This is a genomic window from Streptomyces sp. SAT1, from assembly GCF_001654495.1.
GTDB lineage: Bacteria > Actinomycetota > Actinomycetes > Streptomycetales > Streptomycetaceae > Streptomyces > Streptomyces andamanensis.
Genome location: NZ_CP015849.1, coordinates 2474009 through 2487015 on the forward strand (window position 1 = coordinate 2474009; position 13007 = coordinate 2487015).

Consider the following 13007-nt stretch of genomic DNA (forward strand, 5'->3'; position numbering starts at 1 on the left):
CCCGCGCGGACCGGAAACCCCGGCGCGGGAGATTGCCGAGTCCTCATACGAGATCCTCCGCATATGAGATCTCCCGCGCGGGCGCGCGGGGACATGTAATAGGGGGATCGAGGCCCACCCGAGGCTGCGGCGCGCGCAGGGCGCGCGGCGGACACACGACAGCCGCCAACTCGTCAAATGGTCGATCAGTCAGCAGTTCCCAGTAGCACCCCGCACTGGCAGTCCGAGGGCTGGGCCAACACCGGCTACCCGGGGTTTCCCGGTCCGGAGAAGCTGATCGTCCGCATCCATGAGGACGACTGACCCCGACAACCATCACCCCCGCACCACAGCGAAGAGCACCCCGCGTCCGTCGCGGCGCGGGGTTTTCTTCGTTGCGGGTGGCAAACCTGCGCTTCTGTGCTTCAGAGCTTCTGTAAGCCGTCGAGGAGCTTGAGAAGCGTGTCGGGGTCGGACTGCGGCAGCACGACGTTCGAGAGGTCTTTGGGCATCCTTCGCGGGAGCGGTTGAACGACGCCGGGAAGCGCCAGTTCGGCCCACACCACCTTGCCGCCCGTGCTCAGGAAGAAGTGGCCGACATGGAGCGCCAGCGCCTCGACGATGGCCGGCCCCTGATGACGTCCTCGCGCCGCTTCGTCTCCTCCTCCAGGACGGCGGTCAACGAAGCCACGCTCGACCGCCTGGAGCGCGGCAAGGGCCGCCCGCGGAAGCGCACCTTGATCGCACTGCTCAACGAATACGGCGTCGACCAACAGCAGCGGGAAGCGATCTCGGCGCTTTCAGACCAGGTGGACGAGCAGGGTTGGTTGCGGGCAGCGAATGCACTCACGAAGTAGTGGGACGACGCCCAGTCTGGTGGCTACCCCGCAGTAAGGGCGCGTTCCGAGGGGTATAGGAGCAGGTCAGCCGCTCGGTAAGGCCCCTCGGCCGTCGTGCCCTACCGGGCGTGCCGCTGCGCTGCCAGTACCGGAATCGCTGCGATTTTCTCGGCCGTCAGGTCATCCCAGACCAGGCCGGGCGGACGCCTGCGGTTGGTGCAGCGGATCACTTCGTCGGGCGTGACGATGTAGTCCACCGAGAAGTCGTGCTCCGTCTCCGGGATCTCATCCTCGACCACCTGGAGTGCGTGGACGGGCGCGACGATCACGGTCGACTCAGTGACGAGGCCGGCCTCGACAAGAAGTGCCACTTCAAGGTCGGAGTACCCGGCACCCTTGCCGATGCGCGCTCCGGAGCGGTTCACCGCGACGCTGCCGCAGACGACTATGTCGATCGGGCGCATCGCATCCACGCCGACCCGCTGGGCCACCTGAGCCGCCCCCTTCTTCTCGGCGGCTTCACCGGCAGGAACGGTCAGCGTCTCGGGGTCGAGCAGGAAGAACGGTTCGAGACTGGCCATCCTCGGTACCGCCATGTAGAGGAGCTTTCCGTCTTCCAGCGCACGCGTCCGGATGGGAAGCTGCGCCCAGTCGGGATTGGCCTTGATCGTGGTCGCCTGCTGCCACTCGTCCAGTTCGGCCAGACGCTCCGCCGTGGCCTGCGTGCCGTAGAAACCGGGGATCTTCCCGTACGAGTCCGCCGGGGCACCGCCGCCGTCAATCAGGCGACGCCACGCCTTCTCGCGCAGTACCTGCTTGGCCTGGTCGATGTCCGCCACGCGCGTCCCCACCCGTTCTCAGATCGCCGCCATCAGGGCGAACAGCCGATCGTTGATCTCCTGCGCCCACGGTTCCTGCCGCCACTGCCGCAGCTCTCGCCCAGCAGAGAACGCCAGGTTAAGCCCGCCACCCCCACGGGTCAGCTCGACAGCATCAATGGTGCGATGCAGGGCACTTGCGGCCTCATCGAGCTTGCCTTGACGGAGCAGCGCAAGCGTCAGGTTGCCCAGCGCGATGGCCTGAGATTTCTTCTTCCCCGCCAGGGCGCGGGTGGTCATGCGGAGGATGGGCTCCGCCAGCTCCGGTAAGCCGAGGAAGAGGTAACACGAGCCCGACAGTCGATTGAACTCGTTGACCGTGTAGTGCCGGGCCGCCACGTCATCGGCGTCCACCCGGTCAAACTGGGCCTCGGCCTTCTTGAGGGCGCTCTCGCACTCGGTGCGCGACCCGATCATGGCGTGCCCCTCAGCCACGTGCAACAGCGACAGACCGGTAAGGGAGGGGCTGGTCTTCTTCGCTACTTCGGCCGCCTGCTCGGCGAGCGTGGTTCCCCGCTGCGGGTTCTTCTCGCCGTACAGCGCCACGAAGCTCATGCGCAGGGTGGCGTAGGACTCGACCGACGTGTCTCGGACGTGGCGCGCTGCCCCGACCGCTTCTTTGAAGTACCCCATCGGGGCTTGGTGGTCGCGTCTCTGGCTGACGTCCCACACCAGTTGCCCCATGAAGGTTGCCAAGTCGGCCTCGACCTCGAAGAGCGCCCGACGCACACGCGGGTTCGTCGCGTTCTCACGGAGGAACTTCACCTGTCCGTGGAGGTGACCGGCAGGCCCGAGCAGGCCAGCGGACGACGCCTGATCGTAGGACTCATCAAGTTGTCGAAGCTGTTCGTGCAGGTAGGCGACGGCGACCAAGTCGGCGGAGCCGGGATGCTGGAGGACGTAGTTCATACGTTCGCTCGGTTGCCGCTGAATGACGGTAATGTCGTCCAACATTTCTTGCAGTTGGTCGCCCGAGATGCCGAGCGCCTGTGCGAGCTTTGGACGGTGCCACGGCTGCGGTTCGGTTTCGGCGCTCTCCCACCGGACGACGGTGGTGCGCTCGACCCCGAGCACGGTGGCGAGTTCTTCTTGAGTGAAGCCGGAAGCCTTCCGGCGCTGGGCCAGCCGCACCCGCTTGGCTGCCATCTGTCACCTCTTTGGGTGTAGGCCGAAGTTTCACCATAGCCAGTGGGGCTACGTCGGTGCAGGCCAAACGGACGACGCAACATCACTGCGTCATGGGTGCGTCACGCGTGCGGTGGGTTTTCGCAGGTCAGGTGGCTTTCCTGGTGGGCCGGACGGGGCTTCGGCAGCGCGGTACGCCTACCGTCACCCCGTCCATCCAGGCCCGCCAGGAGGACGGATGCGACCCGCCATGTTTGGTTACCTGCGCCTCTCGCCCAGTGGCGAAGAGAGCGACGAAGACCACTCGACGCAAAGCGAGTTGAAGGACTACGCCAACCGTGAGGGATTCACCCTGGAACGCGTATTCACGGAGAACGCCCCCGGTTCTGAGCACGCCTTCTTCTCGATGGTCGAAAAGCTCAAGGGCTCCGACGTGAAGAACGTGATCGTGCCCTCCTTGTGGCACTTCGCGCGCTTGCCCGGCCTCCAGGAGGCCATGCGGCAGCACATCGAACGAGAGATCGGCGCTCGACTCTGGATCGTCCAGGGGGTACGGGGATGACCCACAGCGAAGGTGCGCCGTTCCTCTTCGGCTACATGCGCGTTCCGGACGACATGACCGACGAGGAGGTACAGCAGAAGCAGGACGACATGGCGCGGTACGCCGAGGTCGAGGGCTTCACCATGGCAACCGTGTTCCACGAGTTCATGAACGGCGGGATCAACGTCTTCGTGGAGCTGGCCGAGGCCATACAGCGCGCCGAGGCCCGTCACGTGATCGTGCCGTCCTACCGCGACCTGGCGCTGACTCGCCCGCTCCAGGACGCCATGGCGCTCCACCTGGAGCAGACGGCGGGTGCAGAGATCGTCAGCTTGGACGAGCGCTCGTGACCCAGCACCAGGACGACGAAGAACCCTTCTACTTCTCCCAGCGCGCCCGCTTCATGGATCAGCTGAACTTGGCGGCGGTCGGCTCGGCGGTGAGTGTGTCCCGCCACTTCATCCGGCTCTCGCTCAGCAAGTGGCACGCCCGCTCCATCGAGGGGGACGCCGCCCTTGTCGTCTCCGAGCTGGTCACCAACGCCGTCAAGGTGACGGGTGTTCTCGACCGCCAGCCGACCTGGATGGAGATGGAGACCTTGAGTCTCGTCACCGTGCGGCTGGTCGGTCTCGACACGAGCGTCGTCATCGAGGTGTGGGACACCTCCCAGAAGATGCCCGTGCTCCAAAAGCCGGACGACGACACCGAAGGTGGACGCGGCCTGCTGCTCGTCGAGGAGACCGCCAAGGACTGGGGCTCCTACCGGACGCCGCGGGGGAAGTTGGTCTGGGCGGAAATCCCGGTGCCCGAGGCCACCCCGGCGACGCTGCCGCAGCGCCGTAAGTCGGAGCGATCCAGCGTCAGGCCGGCGGCGAGGGCAGATCCCTGGCTTCTTGGGAGCCTGCTCGTCGGACTCCAGACCATCTGGAGGACGGCAGCGGACTACGCACTCGCTGAGCCGGGCGACTGGCAGTAACCCCAGGTACCACCGCCCAGACAACAAAACAGGCTCCCCCTCGTGTGACGGGCGGTACGGAACACCCTGACGATCTACGGACGCCGGGGTGTTCTTGTGTGTAGAGCTGTCACGACTTCCGGCGCCGCTGTGGGCGGGTCGGCGGCACCAAGGTGATGGCTGAACAACTCGCTCGGCTGGCAGAGTTGAACGAGCTGGACAACGTCACGATCGGGGCTCTCTACTTGGACAAACCCCACGAGATCGGTCGCTACGACGAGGCGTTCACGGCGATCTGGGGTGCTGCCTTGCGCCAGCAAGACACGCAGACCCTTCTTCACCAAGGCGACGGTCCAGCAGTCGGCCGCACCAACGGCCGCTGCGGAGCCGCCACAGGAACCTGAGCAGCCATTACGTTCCGTTTGTAGCCCCCGCCATGAGGGAGATCCGGAGGTTTCCGGGGGTGCATGGGCATACACACGACTACGCGGCCGGTACGGCGGCTGGAGAGCCCTGGGCCCTCCAGCCGCGGGTACGGATCCGGGTTACGCCCCCGCGGCGCCCGCCGCCACCGGAACGGTCGCCGCCGGGGCGGGCGCCGCGGGCACGGTGATGTCGGGGACGCCGATCTCGGGGATCTGGACGTCGGGGATCTGGAGGTCGGGGACGGCCGCGACGGGATCCGTCAGGGCCGGCAGGGTCGAGGCGGTGGCCGCCGGAGCCGTGCCGGAGGTGGCGGGCTGCGTGGACAGGCCGCCGGCCGGCAGGCCGGTGCCGACCAGCGCGGTGAGCTCCTTGACCAGGCTGTCGGTGGCGGGGAGCACCTGGGTGCTGTCACCGGCGGCGATCGCCTTGAGCAGGCCGTCAAGGGCCTTGCGCACGGCGGCCAGCGCGTCGCTCGTGGGGTCGGCGGCGCGCGGCGCGGCGACCCGCGGAGTACCAGCGGCGGGCAGCAGGACACCCGTGCTCACAGGGGCGCCGGGCGCGGCTGGTGCGGCGGGAGCGGCGGCGAAGGGCACCGTGGACGGTGTGGTGGACGTGGCCGCCGAGGGGGCGGTCTGGGCCGTGCCGGCGGCGACCGCCGCGCCCACCTGGGCCAGGGCGTCCTTCGCCGCGGTGCCGAGCTTCTGGGTGTCGGCGGCCGACAGCACGCCCTGCTCCGGGTCGAGCACGGCGGTCACCAGATCGCGGACCGGGGCGAGGGCGCCGCCGAGTCCGGCGAGGTTCTGTACCTGGCCGAGCAGTGTGCCGGGGTCGGGGAGCGGGGTCCGCGGCGCCGCCGCGGGGCCGCTCCCCCGGACCGAGCCGGCCGCCATGGCGGCGGGGCCGCCGATCCCGGCCAGAAGGGCGGCGCAGAGGGCGGTGGAGGCGACACGCCGTGCTGGCAGACCACGCATGGGGGTTCCTTTCGCTGAGCACCGGATCTGGAGCCCACCGTGGAAGCGCTGGTCGCGGTCCGCAACCGATCATCCACCCACCGCGTACGCCCGCCCCCTGCCGCCGTGCGACGCCACGCGGTCCCACCTGGCGGGACGCGCATCCGGGGGGCTCCGGCGCGCGCCGTCCGATCGGGGGAACGGCACGGCCGCCCTCCCGCGGGCGCCCGCACAGCGGTGGGCGCCGGTTCCCGGGAGGGCGGCCGGCCGGAGGAGGTTCGCTGCGCCGGTGTCAGCCGTTGACGCAGGTGTTGCCGAACGCCGGGTTCAGCAGACCGATGACGTTGATGGAGTTGCCGCAGACGTTGACCGGCACGTGCACCGGGACCTGGATCACGTTGCCCGAGATGACGCCCGGCGAGTGGGCGGCGACGCCGCTCGCACCGCTGTCGGCGGCGGCGATGCCGGCACCGCCGGCGACAGCCGCGGCGGCGGCGGAGGTAAGGACCAGGCCCTTGGCGATACGCGACATGGAAAGGTGCTCCTTGCAGTTGACACACAAACACCCGGGCGGGCTGCCCGGCGCTGGGGTCAACGCGCGGCGCGCCCCCCGAGTTGTGCCGCCAAAAGAGTGATCTCCCGATCGGACCGGCTTCACAGTTCCGACACACTTGCCTGCTTTCGTCGCATAAGTACCTTTCGCGACTAGAGTTGCGGACCTCTTGCCCCACCCCTTTGTCGGCTTTATCGGCCATCCGAAAGAGGCAACGACGGTCATGCGGCTCCTTCTTCGGCCGCGGGTCCTGCACCTCACCCAGCCCGTGGACGGCGGGGTCGCGCGCGTCGTGACGGACCTGGTGCGGGCGCAGCTCGCGGACGGCTTCGGCGTGACCGTGGCCTGCCCGGACGGCGCGGACGGCCCGCTCGGCGGGTATCTCCGGGCGCTCGGCGCGGATGTGCGCCCCTGGAACGCGGCGCGCGCGCCGGGGTGGTCGCTCCTCGGGGAGGTGCGGCGGCTCACCCGTCTCGTCGACGACGTACGGCCCGATCTGGTGCACGCGCACAGCGCCAAGGCCGGGCTCGCCGGGCGGCTGGCCGTGCGCGGGCGGATCCCGACCGTGTTCCAGCCGCACGCCTGGTCGTTCGAGGCGGTCGGCGGCGGCACCGCGGCGCTCGCGCGGGCGTGGGAGCGCTGGGGGGCGCGTTGGGCGGCGCGGGTGGTGTGTGTCAGCGAGGAGGAGCGCGCGACCGGCCTGCGCGCCGGGATCACCGCGCACTGGCACGTCGTCCCGAACGGCGTCGACCCCGGGCACTTCTCCCCGGCCCCCGGCCCCGTCGACCCCGGGCACTCCTCCCCGGCCCCCGCCGACCCCACCGGCCCCACCGGCCCCACCACCGCCGGGGACACCTCCCGCGGCCCGCTCGTCGTCTGTGTCGGGCGGCTGTGCCGGCAGAAGGGGCAGGACGTGCTGCTGCGGGCCTGGGGCCCGGTCGCCGAACGGGTGCCCGGGGCGCGTCTTGTGCTGGTCGGGGACGGCCCCGACCACGACCGGCTGCGGGACCTGGCCCCGCCCTCCGTGGCGTTCACCGGCGCCGTCGCCGACCCGCTGCCCTGGTACCGGGCGGCCGACGTGGTGGTGCTGCCGTCCCGGTGGGAGGGCATGGCGCTGGCCCCGCTGGAGGCGATGGCGTGCGCCCGGCCGGTGGTGGTCGCGGACGTCGGCGGCGCCCGGGAGAGCCTGCCGCCCGCGCTCGCCGCGCGCTGCCTGGTGCCCGCCGGGGACCCGGTGGCGCTGGCCCGCGCGGTGACCGCCCTGCTGCTCGACGCGCCGCTGCGCGCGGAGCTGGGCCGGCTCGGACGCGCCCATGTGCTGTCCGCGCACGACGTCCGGCGCCGCACCGCCGCGGTCACGGCGCTCTACCACGACCTGCTCGCCGCCCGCCCCGGCGCGGCCCGCCCGGCACCGCAGGCGCCGCCGGCCGAGCACGCCGTGCCCTCCGAGCACAGGGAGTCCACTCACTCGTGACCGCGGAAAGCACCGTCCCCCCGCCCGGTCTGGCCCCCGGCCTGCCGCCACGCGACCACGCAGGCACGGCCGTCCCGGTCCGCGGGCCGCGCCGCCAGGCACCCGGGTTCCGTTTCCCGGCCCGCCGCCGGCGTCCCCCGGTACCGGCGGGCGCGCCGCTGCCGCTGCTCCTCGCGGACGGTGCCGCCGCCCTGCTGGGCGCCGCCGCCGCGTTCGCCGGGGCCGAGCACCGGCCGCTGCTCGTCGCCCTGCTCGTGGCCGCCACCCTGCTGCTGCGCCCGCAGCCGCCCGCGCCGCCGGTCCCGGCGGTCCTGGACGAACTGCCCGCCGTGTGCGGCCGGATCGCGGTGTCCTGGCTGGCGCTGGCCGCGCTGGTGGCGGCGTACCGGCCGGAGCACGCGCTGACCGCGGCCACCCTGCTGGCCGGGTGCGCGCTCCAGGCGGCGGTGGGCTGCGCGCTGCGCGGCGCGGTGCACGCCCGGCGGCGCGCCGCGCTGCTGCGGCGTCCGCGCGCCACCCTGGTGATCGGCCCGGAGGCGACCGCCCAGCGGGTGGCCGCCGCCCTGCTGCGGCACCCGCGGTGCGGGATGCGGCCGGTCGGGGTCGTCGCCGAGCGCCCCCGGGGCGGCTCGGACGGGCTGCCGGTGCTGACCTGCGGCGAGGACGTCGAGCGGGCGGTCGTGCAGAACGGGGTGCGGGCGGTGCTCGCCGTCCACCCGTGCGTACGGGCCGAACAGGGGCCGCTGCTGCGGGCGCTGGCCGAGTCGGGCTGCGCGGTGTGGGAGGTCGACGCGGACTCGCCGTCGTACGCCTCCAAGCAGCGGCTGGCCGGGTTCTCCTGCCGGCGGCTCTCGATGGCGCCCGCGCGGCGCGGCAGCGCGGGCAAGCGGGCGCTGGACGTGCTGGTCTCCGGGCTCCTGCTGCTGCTCGCCGGGCCGCTGCTGCTGGGCTGCGCGGTGCTGCTGCGGCTGGCCGACGGGCCGGGCGTGATCTTCCGGCAGGAGCGCATCGGCCGGGACGGCAGGCCCTTCACCCTGCTGAAGTTCCGTACCCACCGGCCCGCCGACGCGCACGAGTCGGCCACCCGCTGGAGCGTCGCGGGCGAGCGGGAGATGCGGCCGTTCTGCCGGATGCTGCGGCGCACCTCGCTCGACGAGCTGCCGCAGCTGTGGAACGTGCTGCGCGGCGACATGAGCCTGGTCGGCCCGCGCCCCGAGCGCCCGTACTTCGCGCTCCGGTTCAGCCAGGACCACCCCGGCTACGCGGCCCGCCACCGGATGCGCACCGGCATCACCGGGCTCGCCCAGGTGCACGGGCTGCGCGGGGACACCTCGATCGAGGACCGGGCCCGCTTCGACAACGCCTACATCGACAACTGGTCGCTGTGGCAGGACGTCTGCATCCTGCTGCGCACCGCGGTCGCGCTGGTGCGGCCGACGGGGAGCTGACCGACGTGTCCCAGGCCGCCCTGCCCGAGCCGGCGCACCGCGCCACCGAGGCCGCCCCGCCGCCCGCGCGGCGCGCCGGGCCGGTGGTCCGGCGGGTGCCGTACGGTCCGGTGCTGCCCGTGCTGGCGGTCCTCGCGGCGCTCGCCGTGCCGGTGGCGCCGGGCGGCGCGGGCGGCGCGGGTCCGGCCGACGTGGTCTCCGGGCTGCTGGTGCTGTGCTGCGCGCTGCGGCTGCTGCGCGCGCGGCGGCGCCCGCTGACCCCGGTGGCCGCCGTGGTGCTGGGGCTGCCGGTGGCGGGCTTCGCCCTGGCGGCGCTGACCGCGCTGGCCGTGTCTCCCGCGCCCGCCGTGTGCGCGGGGCTCGCCCGGTATCTCCAGGTGTTCGTGCTGGTCCCGGCGGCCGTGCTGCTGCTGGTCCGGGACCGCGCCGACTTCCGGGTGGCGGCCTGGGCGTTCGTGGGCCTCGCGCTGTTCCAGGGCGCCGTGGGCACGCACCAGTACCTCACCGGGACCGGCGCCTCCTACCAGGGCGCGCCGGTCCGGGCCGTCGGCACCTTCGGTGCCGGGGACGTGATGGGCATGGCCACGGCGGTCGCCCTGGGCCTGGTGTGCGCGGCCGGTCTCGCGCTCGGCCGGGACACGCGCGCGCGGGAGCGGGCGGTGGCCGCCGGATGCGCGGCGGTGCTGCTCGTGCCGCTGGCGCTCTCCTTCAGCCGGGGCGCCTGGATCGCCACGGCCGTGACCTGTGCGGCGCAACTGCTGCTGGCCGGGGTGCGGCGCGCGCTGACGGCGGGCGCGGTGCTGGCCGCGGCGGCGGTGGTCCTGGTGGGCGGCCTCGGCGTCGGGACGGCCCTGCTGGCGGAGCGGTTCGACAGCATCACCCGGGTCGCCGACGCCCCGGACCAGTCCGTACGCGACCGCTACGCGCTCTGGAGCGCCGCGGTCGGCAGCTGGCGCGAACATCCGGTGACGGGAGTCGGGTTGAAGAACTTTCCGCAGGTACGCGACGGGCACGCCCCGCTGTCCCTGTCCGCGGCGAGCGACACCGGGGGCGCGGGCGCCGCGTTCCGGCGGCAGCCGCTGCTGTCGCCGCACGACATGTATCTCCTGGTCCTCAGCGAGCAGGGCCTGGCCGGGCTGACCGCGGTCGCCGGGAGCTGGCTCGCGCTGCTGGTGTGCGCGCTGCGCGGGCTGCGGCGGGAGCGGCCCGCGCGGGCGGGCGGCCCCGCCTGCGGGCTCATCGCCTGCGGGCTGCTGCTCTGGCAGCTCGTCGACTTCGCCTACGGCGACATCGGCGGCCCCTCCACGGTGCTGACCGCACTGTCCATCGGGCTGGTGGCGTGGTGGGCGACGGTCGCGGAGCCGGGTCCGGGAGGTGTCGCGCGATGACGGTGACGCCCCCTCCCCTGCCGCCGCGCTCCGGCCCTCCGGGCGGCGACGGCACGGCGACCGTGCCGCCCGCGCGCGGCGCGGCGACCGCCGCCGGCACCGTCCGCGCGCTCCCGGCCCCGGTCTCCGCATCCCGGGGCTTCCTGGCCCGCGCCACGCTGGTCACCGCCGTGCTGTCGGTGGCGGGCTCGCTGCTCGGCCTGGTCCGGGACCAGTCGCTGGCCCGGCTGTTCGGTGCCGGGTCCGACACGGACGCCTTCCTGGTCGCCTGGACCGTGCCGGAGTTCGCCGCGACCCTGCTCATCGAGGACGGGCTGGCGTTCGCGCTGGTCCCGGCGTTCAGCGCGGCGCTGGCCCGGCGGGCGCGCGGCGGCGCGGGCGACCCGGTGCGCTCCCTGGTCACCGGCACGCTGCCCCGGCTGGCCTTCGCGTGCGCCGCGGTGTGCGCGCTGGCCGTCGGCGCCGCCCCGCAGCTCGTCCAGGCGCTGGCGCCGGGCCTGCCCGACCCGCGGCTGGCCGCCGACTGCACCCGGCTGACGGCGACCTGCGTGCTCAGCTTCGGACTCGCCGGGTACTGCAGCGCCGTACTGCGGGCGCACGGCCGCTATGTGGCGCCCGCCTCGATCTACCTGGCCTACAACACCGGTGTGGTCGCCGCGATGTTCCTGCTGGGCGGCGCCTGGGGGGTGCGCTCGGCGGCGGCCGGGGTCGCGGTGGGCGGCTGTCTGATGGTGGCGGTCCAGGTGCCCGCCCTGTGGCAGCAGTTGCGCACCGGCGTACGCCCCGGCCCCCGCACGGGCGCCCCGGGCGCCGCCGCGCACCCCATGGACTTCGCGGTCATCGCCACGGTGCTGCTGTTCGCGCTGTGCCGCCAGTCGCAGGTGCTCATCGAGCGGTTCCTCGCCTCGCCGCTGCCCGCCGGGGCCATCTCGCACCTGAACTACGCGCAGAAGGTGGCCCAGATCCCGATGACGCTGTCGCTGATGCTGTGCACCGTCACCTTCCCGGTGGTGGCACGGGCGCTCGCCGACGGCGACACCGTACGGGCCCGCGACCGCGTGGAACGCGACCTGGCGCTGGTCTCCTGCCTGGTGCTGCTGGGCGCGGCGGCGGTGATCGCCTGCGCCCCGCAGATCATCCAGCTCCTCTTCCAGCGCGGCGCGTTCACGGCGGACGACACCGCCGCGACGGCCGGTGTCATGCGCGTGTACGCGCTCGGGCTGCTCGGCCAGGCGCTGGTGGGCGCCCTGGTCCGCACGTACTTCTCCGGCGGGCGGCCCGCCTGGTACCCGGTGGCCGCGATGGCGGCGGGCATCGTGGCGACCTCCTGGACCGGCGCGGCGGCCGTCGGCCCCTGGGGCGTGACGGGCATCGCCGCGGCCAACGCCGCCGGCATCACCGTCACGGCCGCGCTGCTGCTGGCCGGCACCGGCCGGTGCGGGGTGCCGCTGCGGGTGCGGCGGGTGCTGGCGGAGACGAGCCGGCCGCTGCGCGCCGCGGTGGTCGCCACCGCGGCCGGGGCGTGCGCGGCGGCCCTGCCCGGCTCGGCGGCGGCGGGCCTGGCCGCCGGGGCGCTGACCGTCACCGCCGTCCACGTCCTGCTCGCCCGTGCACTCGGCGCCGAGGGCGTCGAACCCGTGTTCCGCTCCCTGCGCTCCGTCACCCGAAGGGTCCGGCATGGCCTCTCCCGCTGACACCGTCCCGCTCACCGGCATCGCCGAGCCCACCGGGCGCCTCCCCGGGCCCTTCCCCTGGGTGGCGATGTACCACTCGGTGGGCGACCGCTCGCCCGACCCGTACCGCGTCACCGTGACGCCCGAGCGGCTCGCCGCGCAGCTGCGCTGGCTGCGGCGGCGCGGGCTGCGCGGGGTGTCCGTACGGGAACTGCTGGCCGCCCGCGCGGCGGGCGGTGGGCAGGGCCTGGTCGGGCTCACCTTCGACGACGGCTACGCCGACTTCGTCACCGCCGCGCTGCCGCTGCTGCACCGGCACGCCTGCGGCGCCACGCTGTTCGTGCTGCCCGGCCGGCTCGGCGGGCACAACGCCTGGGACCCGCGCGGCCCGCGCAAGCCGCTGCTGAGCGCCGACGGCATCCGGCACGCGGCGGCCGAGGGCGTGGAGATCGGCTCGCACGGGCTCACCCACACCGACCTCACCCGCGCCGACGACGATGTCCTCGCCGCCGAGGCCGGCACCAGCCGGGCGCTCCTGGAAGAGCTGACCGGCGCGCCCGTGGACGGCTTCTGCTACCCCTACGGCGCGGTGGACGCCCGGGTGCTGGCCGCCGTGCGCGAGGCCGGGTACCGGTACGCCTGCGCCGTCGCGCCCGGCCCGCTGACCGGCCCGTACGCGCTGCCCCGGCTGCACATCGGGCAGCGGGACACGGCCTGGCGGCTGCACCTCAAGCACCGGCTGCACCCGCTGCGCCGCCGCCCCGTGAAGGGCGTGTGA

The 13007-nt window shown here is 73.4% G+C and carries 15 protein-coding genes; 11 read left to right on the forward strand and 4 right to left on the reverse strand.

The genetic code is table 11. From position 1 onward, the window contains the following. Positions 1–177 precede the first annotated feature (177 nt). The gene (locus A8713_RS34635; RefSeq protein ID WP_257784406.1) at positions 178–303 is read left to right on the forward strand and encodes a hypothetical protein; all 126 of its coding nucleotides are present in this window, start codon (positions 178–180) and stop codon (positions 301–303) included. Between the two features lie 203 nt (positions 304–506). Continuing rightward, on the forward strand, positions 507–836 hold the full coding sequence (locus tag A8713_RS10735) for a hypothetical protein (protein WP_159393078.1): 330 nt from the start codon (positions 507–509) through the stop codon (positions 834–836). A 101-nt stretch (positions 837–937) separates the two neighbouring features. Here A8713_RS10735 and A8713_RS10740 read toward each other — a convergent pair whose 3' ends face one another. Next, complete coding sequence (locus A8713_RS10740) at positions 938–1657, reverse strand: 5-formyltetrahydrofolate cyclo-ligase (RefSeq protein ID WP_064537423.1); 720 nt, start codon at positions 1655–1657, stop codon at positions 938–940. Positions 1658–1675: 18 nt separating this feature from the next. Then, the gene (locus A8713_RS10745; protein ID WP_064533216.1) at positions 1676–2842 is read right to left on the reverse strand and encodes a helix-turn-helix domain-containing protein; all 1167 of its coding nucleotides are present in this window, start codon (positions 2840–2842) and stop codon (positions 1676–1678) included. A 217-nt stretch (positions 2843–3059) separates the two neighbouring features. Between A8713_RS10745 and A8713_RS10750 the strand changes: the two genes are divergently transcribed. From A8713_RS10750 to A8713_RS10765, 4 genes are all read left to right on the forward strand, one after another. Then, complete coding sequence (locus A8713_RS10750) at positions 3060–3383, forward strand: recombinase family protein (RefSeq protein ID WP_064533217.1); 324 nt, start codon at positions 3060–3062, stop codon at positions 3381–3383. Continuing rightward, positions 3380–3712, forward strand: a complete 333-nt coding sequence (locus A8713_RS10755) for a recombinase family protein (protein ID WP_064533218.1) — start codon at positions 3380–3382, stop codon at positions 3710–3712. Before A8713_RS10750 ends, A8713_RS10755 begins: the two co-directional genes overlap by 4 nt. After that, positions 3709–4338, forward strand: coding sequence for an ATP-binding protein (locus A8713_RS10760; RefSeq protein ID WP_237305342.1), 630 nt, complete (start codon positions 3709–3711; stop codon positions 4336–4338). Before A8713_RS10755 ends, A8713_RS10760 begins: the two co-directional genes overlap by 4 nt. Before the next feature lie 155 nt (positions 4339–4493). Continuing rightward, positions 4494–4721 (forward strand): hypothetical protein, encoded by a 228-nt coding sequence (locus A8713_RS10765; RefSeq protein ID WP_064533219.1) that lies wholly within the window; start codon positions 4494–4496, stop codon positions 4719–4721. A 141-nt stretch (positions 4722–4862) separates the two neighbouring features. Here the strand turns inward: A8713_RS10765 and A8713_RS10770 are convergent, their stop codons facing one another. Then, positions 4863–5714, reverse strand: coding sequence for a hypothetical protein (locus tag A8713_RS10770; RefSeq protein ID WP_064533220.1), 852 nt, complete (start codon positions 5712–5714; stop codon positions 4863–4865). Positions 5715–5985: 271 nt separating this feature from the next. After that, positions 5986–6225, reverse strand: coding sequence for a chaplin (locus A8713_RS10775; protein ID WP_018568410.1), 240 nt, complete (start codon positions 6223–6225; stop codon positions 5986–5988). A gap of 244 nt (positions 6226–6469) precedes the next feature. Here A8713_RS10775 and A8713_RS10780 point away from each other — a divergent pair, with 244 nt between their 5' ends. The 5 genes from A8713_RS10780 to A8713_RS10800 are packed head-to-tail and all read left to right on the forward strand — an operon-like array spanning position 6470 to position 13007. Then, a complete protein-coding gene (locus A8713_RS10780; RefSeq protein ID WP_064533221.1) occupies positions 6470–7720 on the forward strand; it encodes a glycosyltransferase in 1251 nt (416 codons plus the stop codon). Then, entirely contained in the window at positions 7717–9168 is a 1452-nt protein-coding gene (locus A8713_RS10785; RefSeq protein ID WP_064533222.1) for an exopolysaccharide biosynthesis polyprenyl glycosylphosphotransferase, read from the forward strand. Before A8713_RS10780 ends, A8713_RS10785 begins: the two co-directional genes overlap by 4 nt. Positions 9169–9173: 5 nt before the next feature. Continuing rightward, the gene (locus A8713_RS10790; protein ID WP_443069708.1) at positions 9174–10556 is read left to right on the forward strand and encodes an O-antigen ligase family protein; all 1383 of its coding nucleotides are present in this window, start codon (positions 9174–9176) and stop codon (positions 10554–10556) included. Continuing rightward, entirely contained in the window at positions 10553–12250 is a 1698-nt protein-coding gene (gene murJ / locus A8713_RS10795) for a murein biosynthesis integral membrane protein MurJ (RefSeq protein ID WP_064533223.1), read from the forward strand. Before A8713_RS10790 ends, murJ begins: the two co-directional genes overlap by 4 nt. Next, positions 12234–13007: a polysaccharide deacetylase family protein gene (locus tag A8713_RS10800; protein WP_064533224.1), complete on the forward strand. Its 774-nt coding sequence runs from the start codon at positions 12234–12236 to the stop codon at positions 13005–13007. The genes murJ and A8713_RS10800 overlap by 17 nt, the downstream gene beginning before the upstream one ends.

Excerpts from the sequence above, each read along its gene's own strand:
- A8713_RS34635 (WP_257784406.1), top strand. The coding sequence starts at position 178 with ATGGTCGATCAGTCAGCAGTTCCCAGTAGCACCCCGCACTGGCAGTCC.
- A8713_RS10745 (WP_064533216.1), bottom strand. The coding sequence starts at position 2,842 with ATGGCAGCCAAGCGGGTGCGGCTGGCCCAGCGCCGGAAGGCTTCCGGC.
- A8713_RS10750 (WP_064533217.1), top strand. The coding sequence starts at position 3,060 with ATGCGACCCGCCATGTTTGGTTACCTGCGCCTCTCGCCCAGTGGCGAA.
- A8713_RS10755 (WP_064533218.1), top strand. The coding sequence starts at position 3,380 with ATGACCCACAGCGAAGGTGCGCCGTTCCTCTTCGGCTACATGCGCGTT.
- A8713_RS10765 (WP_064533219.1), top strand. The coding sequence starts at position 4,494 with ATGGCTGAACAACTCGCTCGGCTGGCAGAGTTGAACGAGCTGGACAAC.
- A8713_RS10770 (WP_064533220.1), bottom strand. The coding sequence starts at position 5,714 with ATGCGTGGTCTGCCAGCACGGCGTGTCGCCTCCACCGCCCTCTGCGCC.
- A8713_RS10775 (WP_018568410.1), bottom strand. The coding sequence starts at position 6,225 with ATGTCGCGTATCGCCAAGGGCCTGGTCCTTACCTCCGCCGCCGCCGCG.
- A8713_RS10780 (WP_064533221.1), top strand. The coding sequence starts at position 6,470 with ATGCGGCTCCTTCTTCGGCCGCGGGTCCTGCACCTCACCCAGCCCGTG.
- murJ (WP_064533223.1), top strand. The coding sequence starts at position 10,553 with ATGACGGTGACGCCCCCTCCCCTGCCGCCGCGCTCCGGCCCTCCGGGC.
- A8713_RS10800 (WP_064533224.1), top strand. The coding sequence starts at position 12,234 with ATGGCCTCTCCCGCTGACACCGTCCCGCTCACCGGCATCGCCGAGCCC.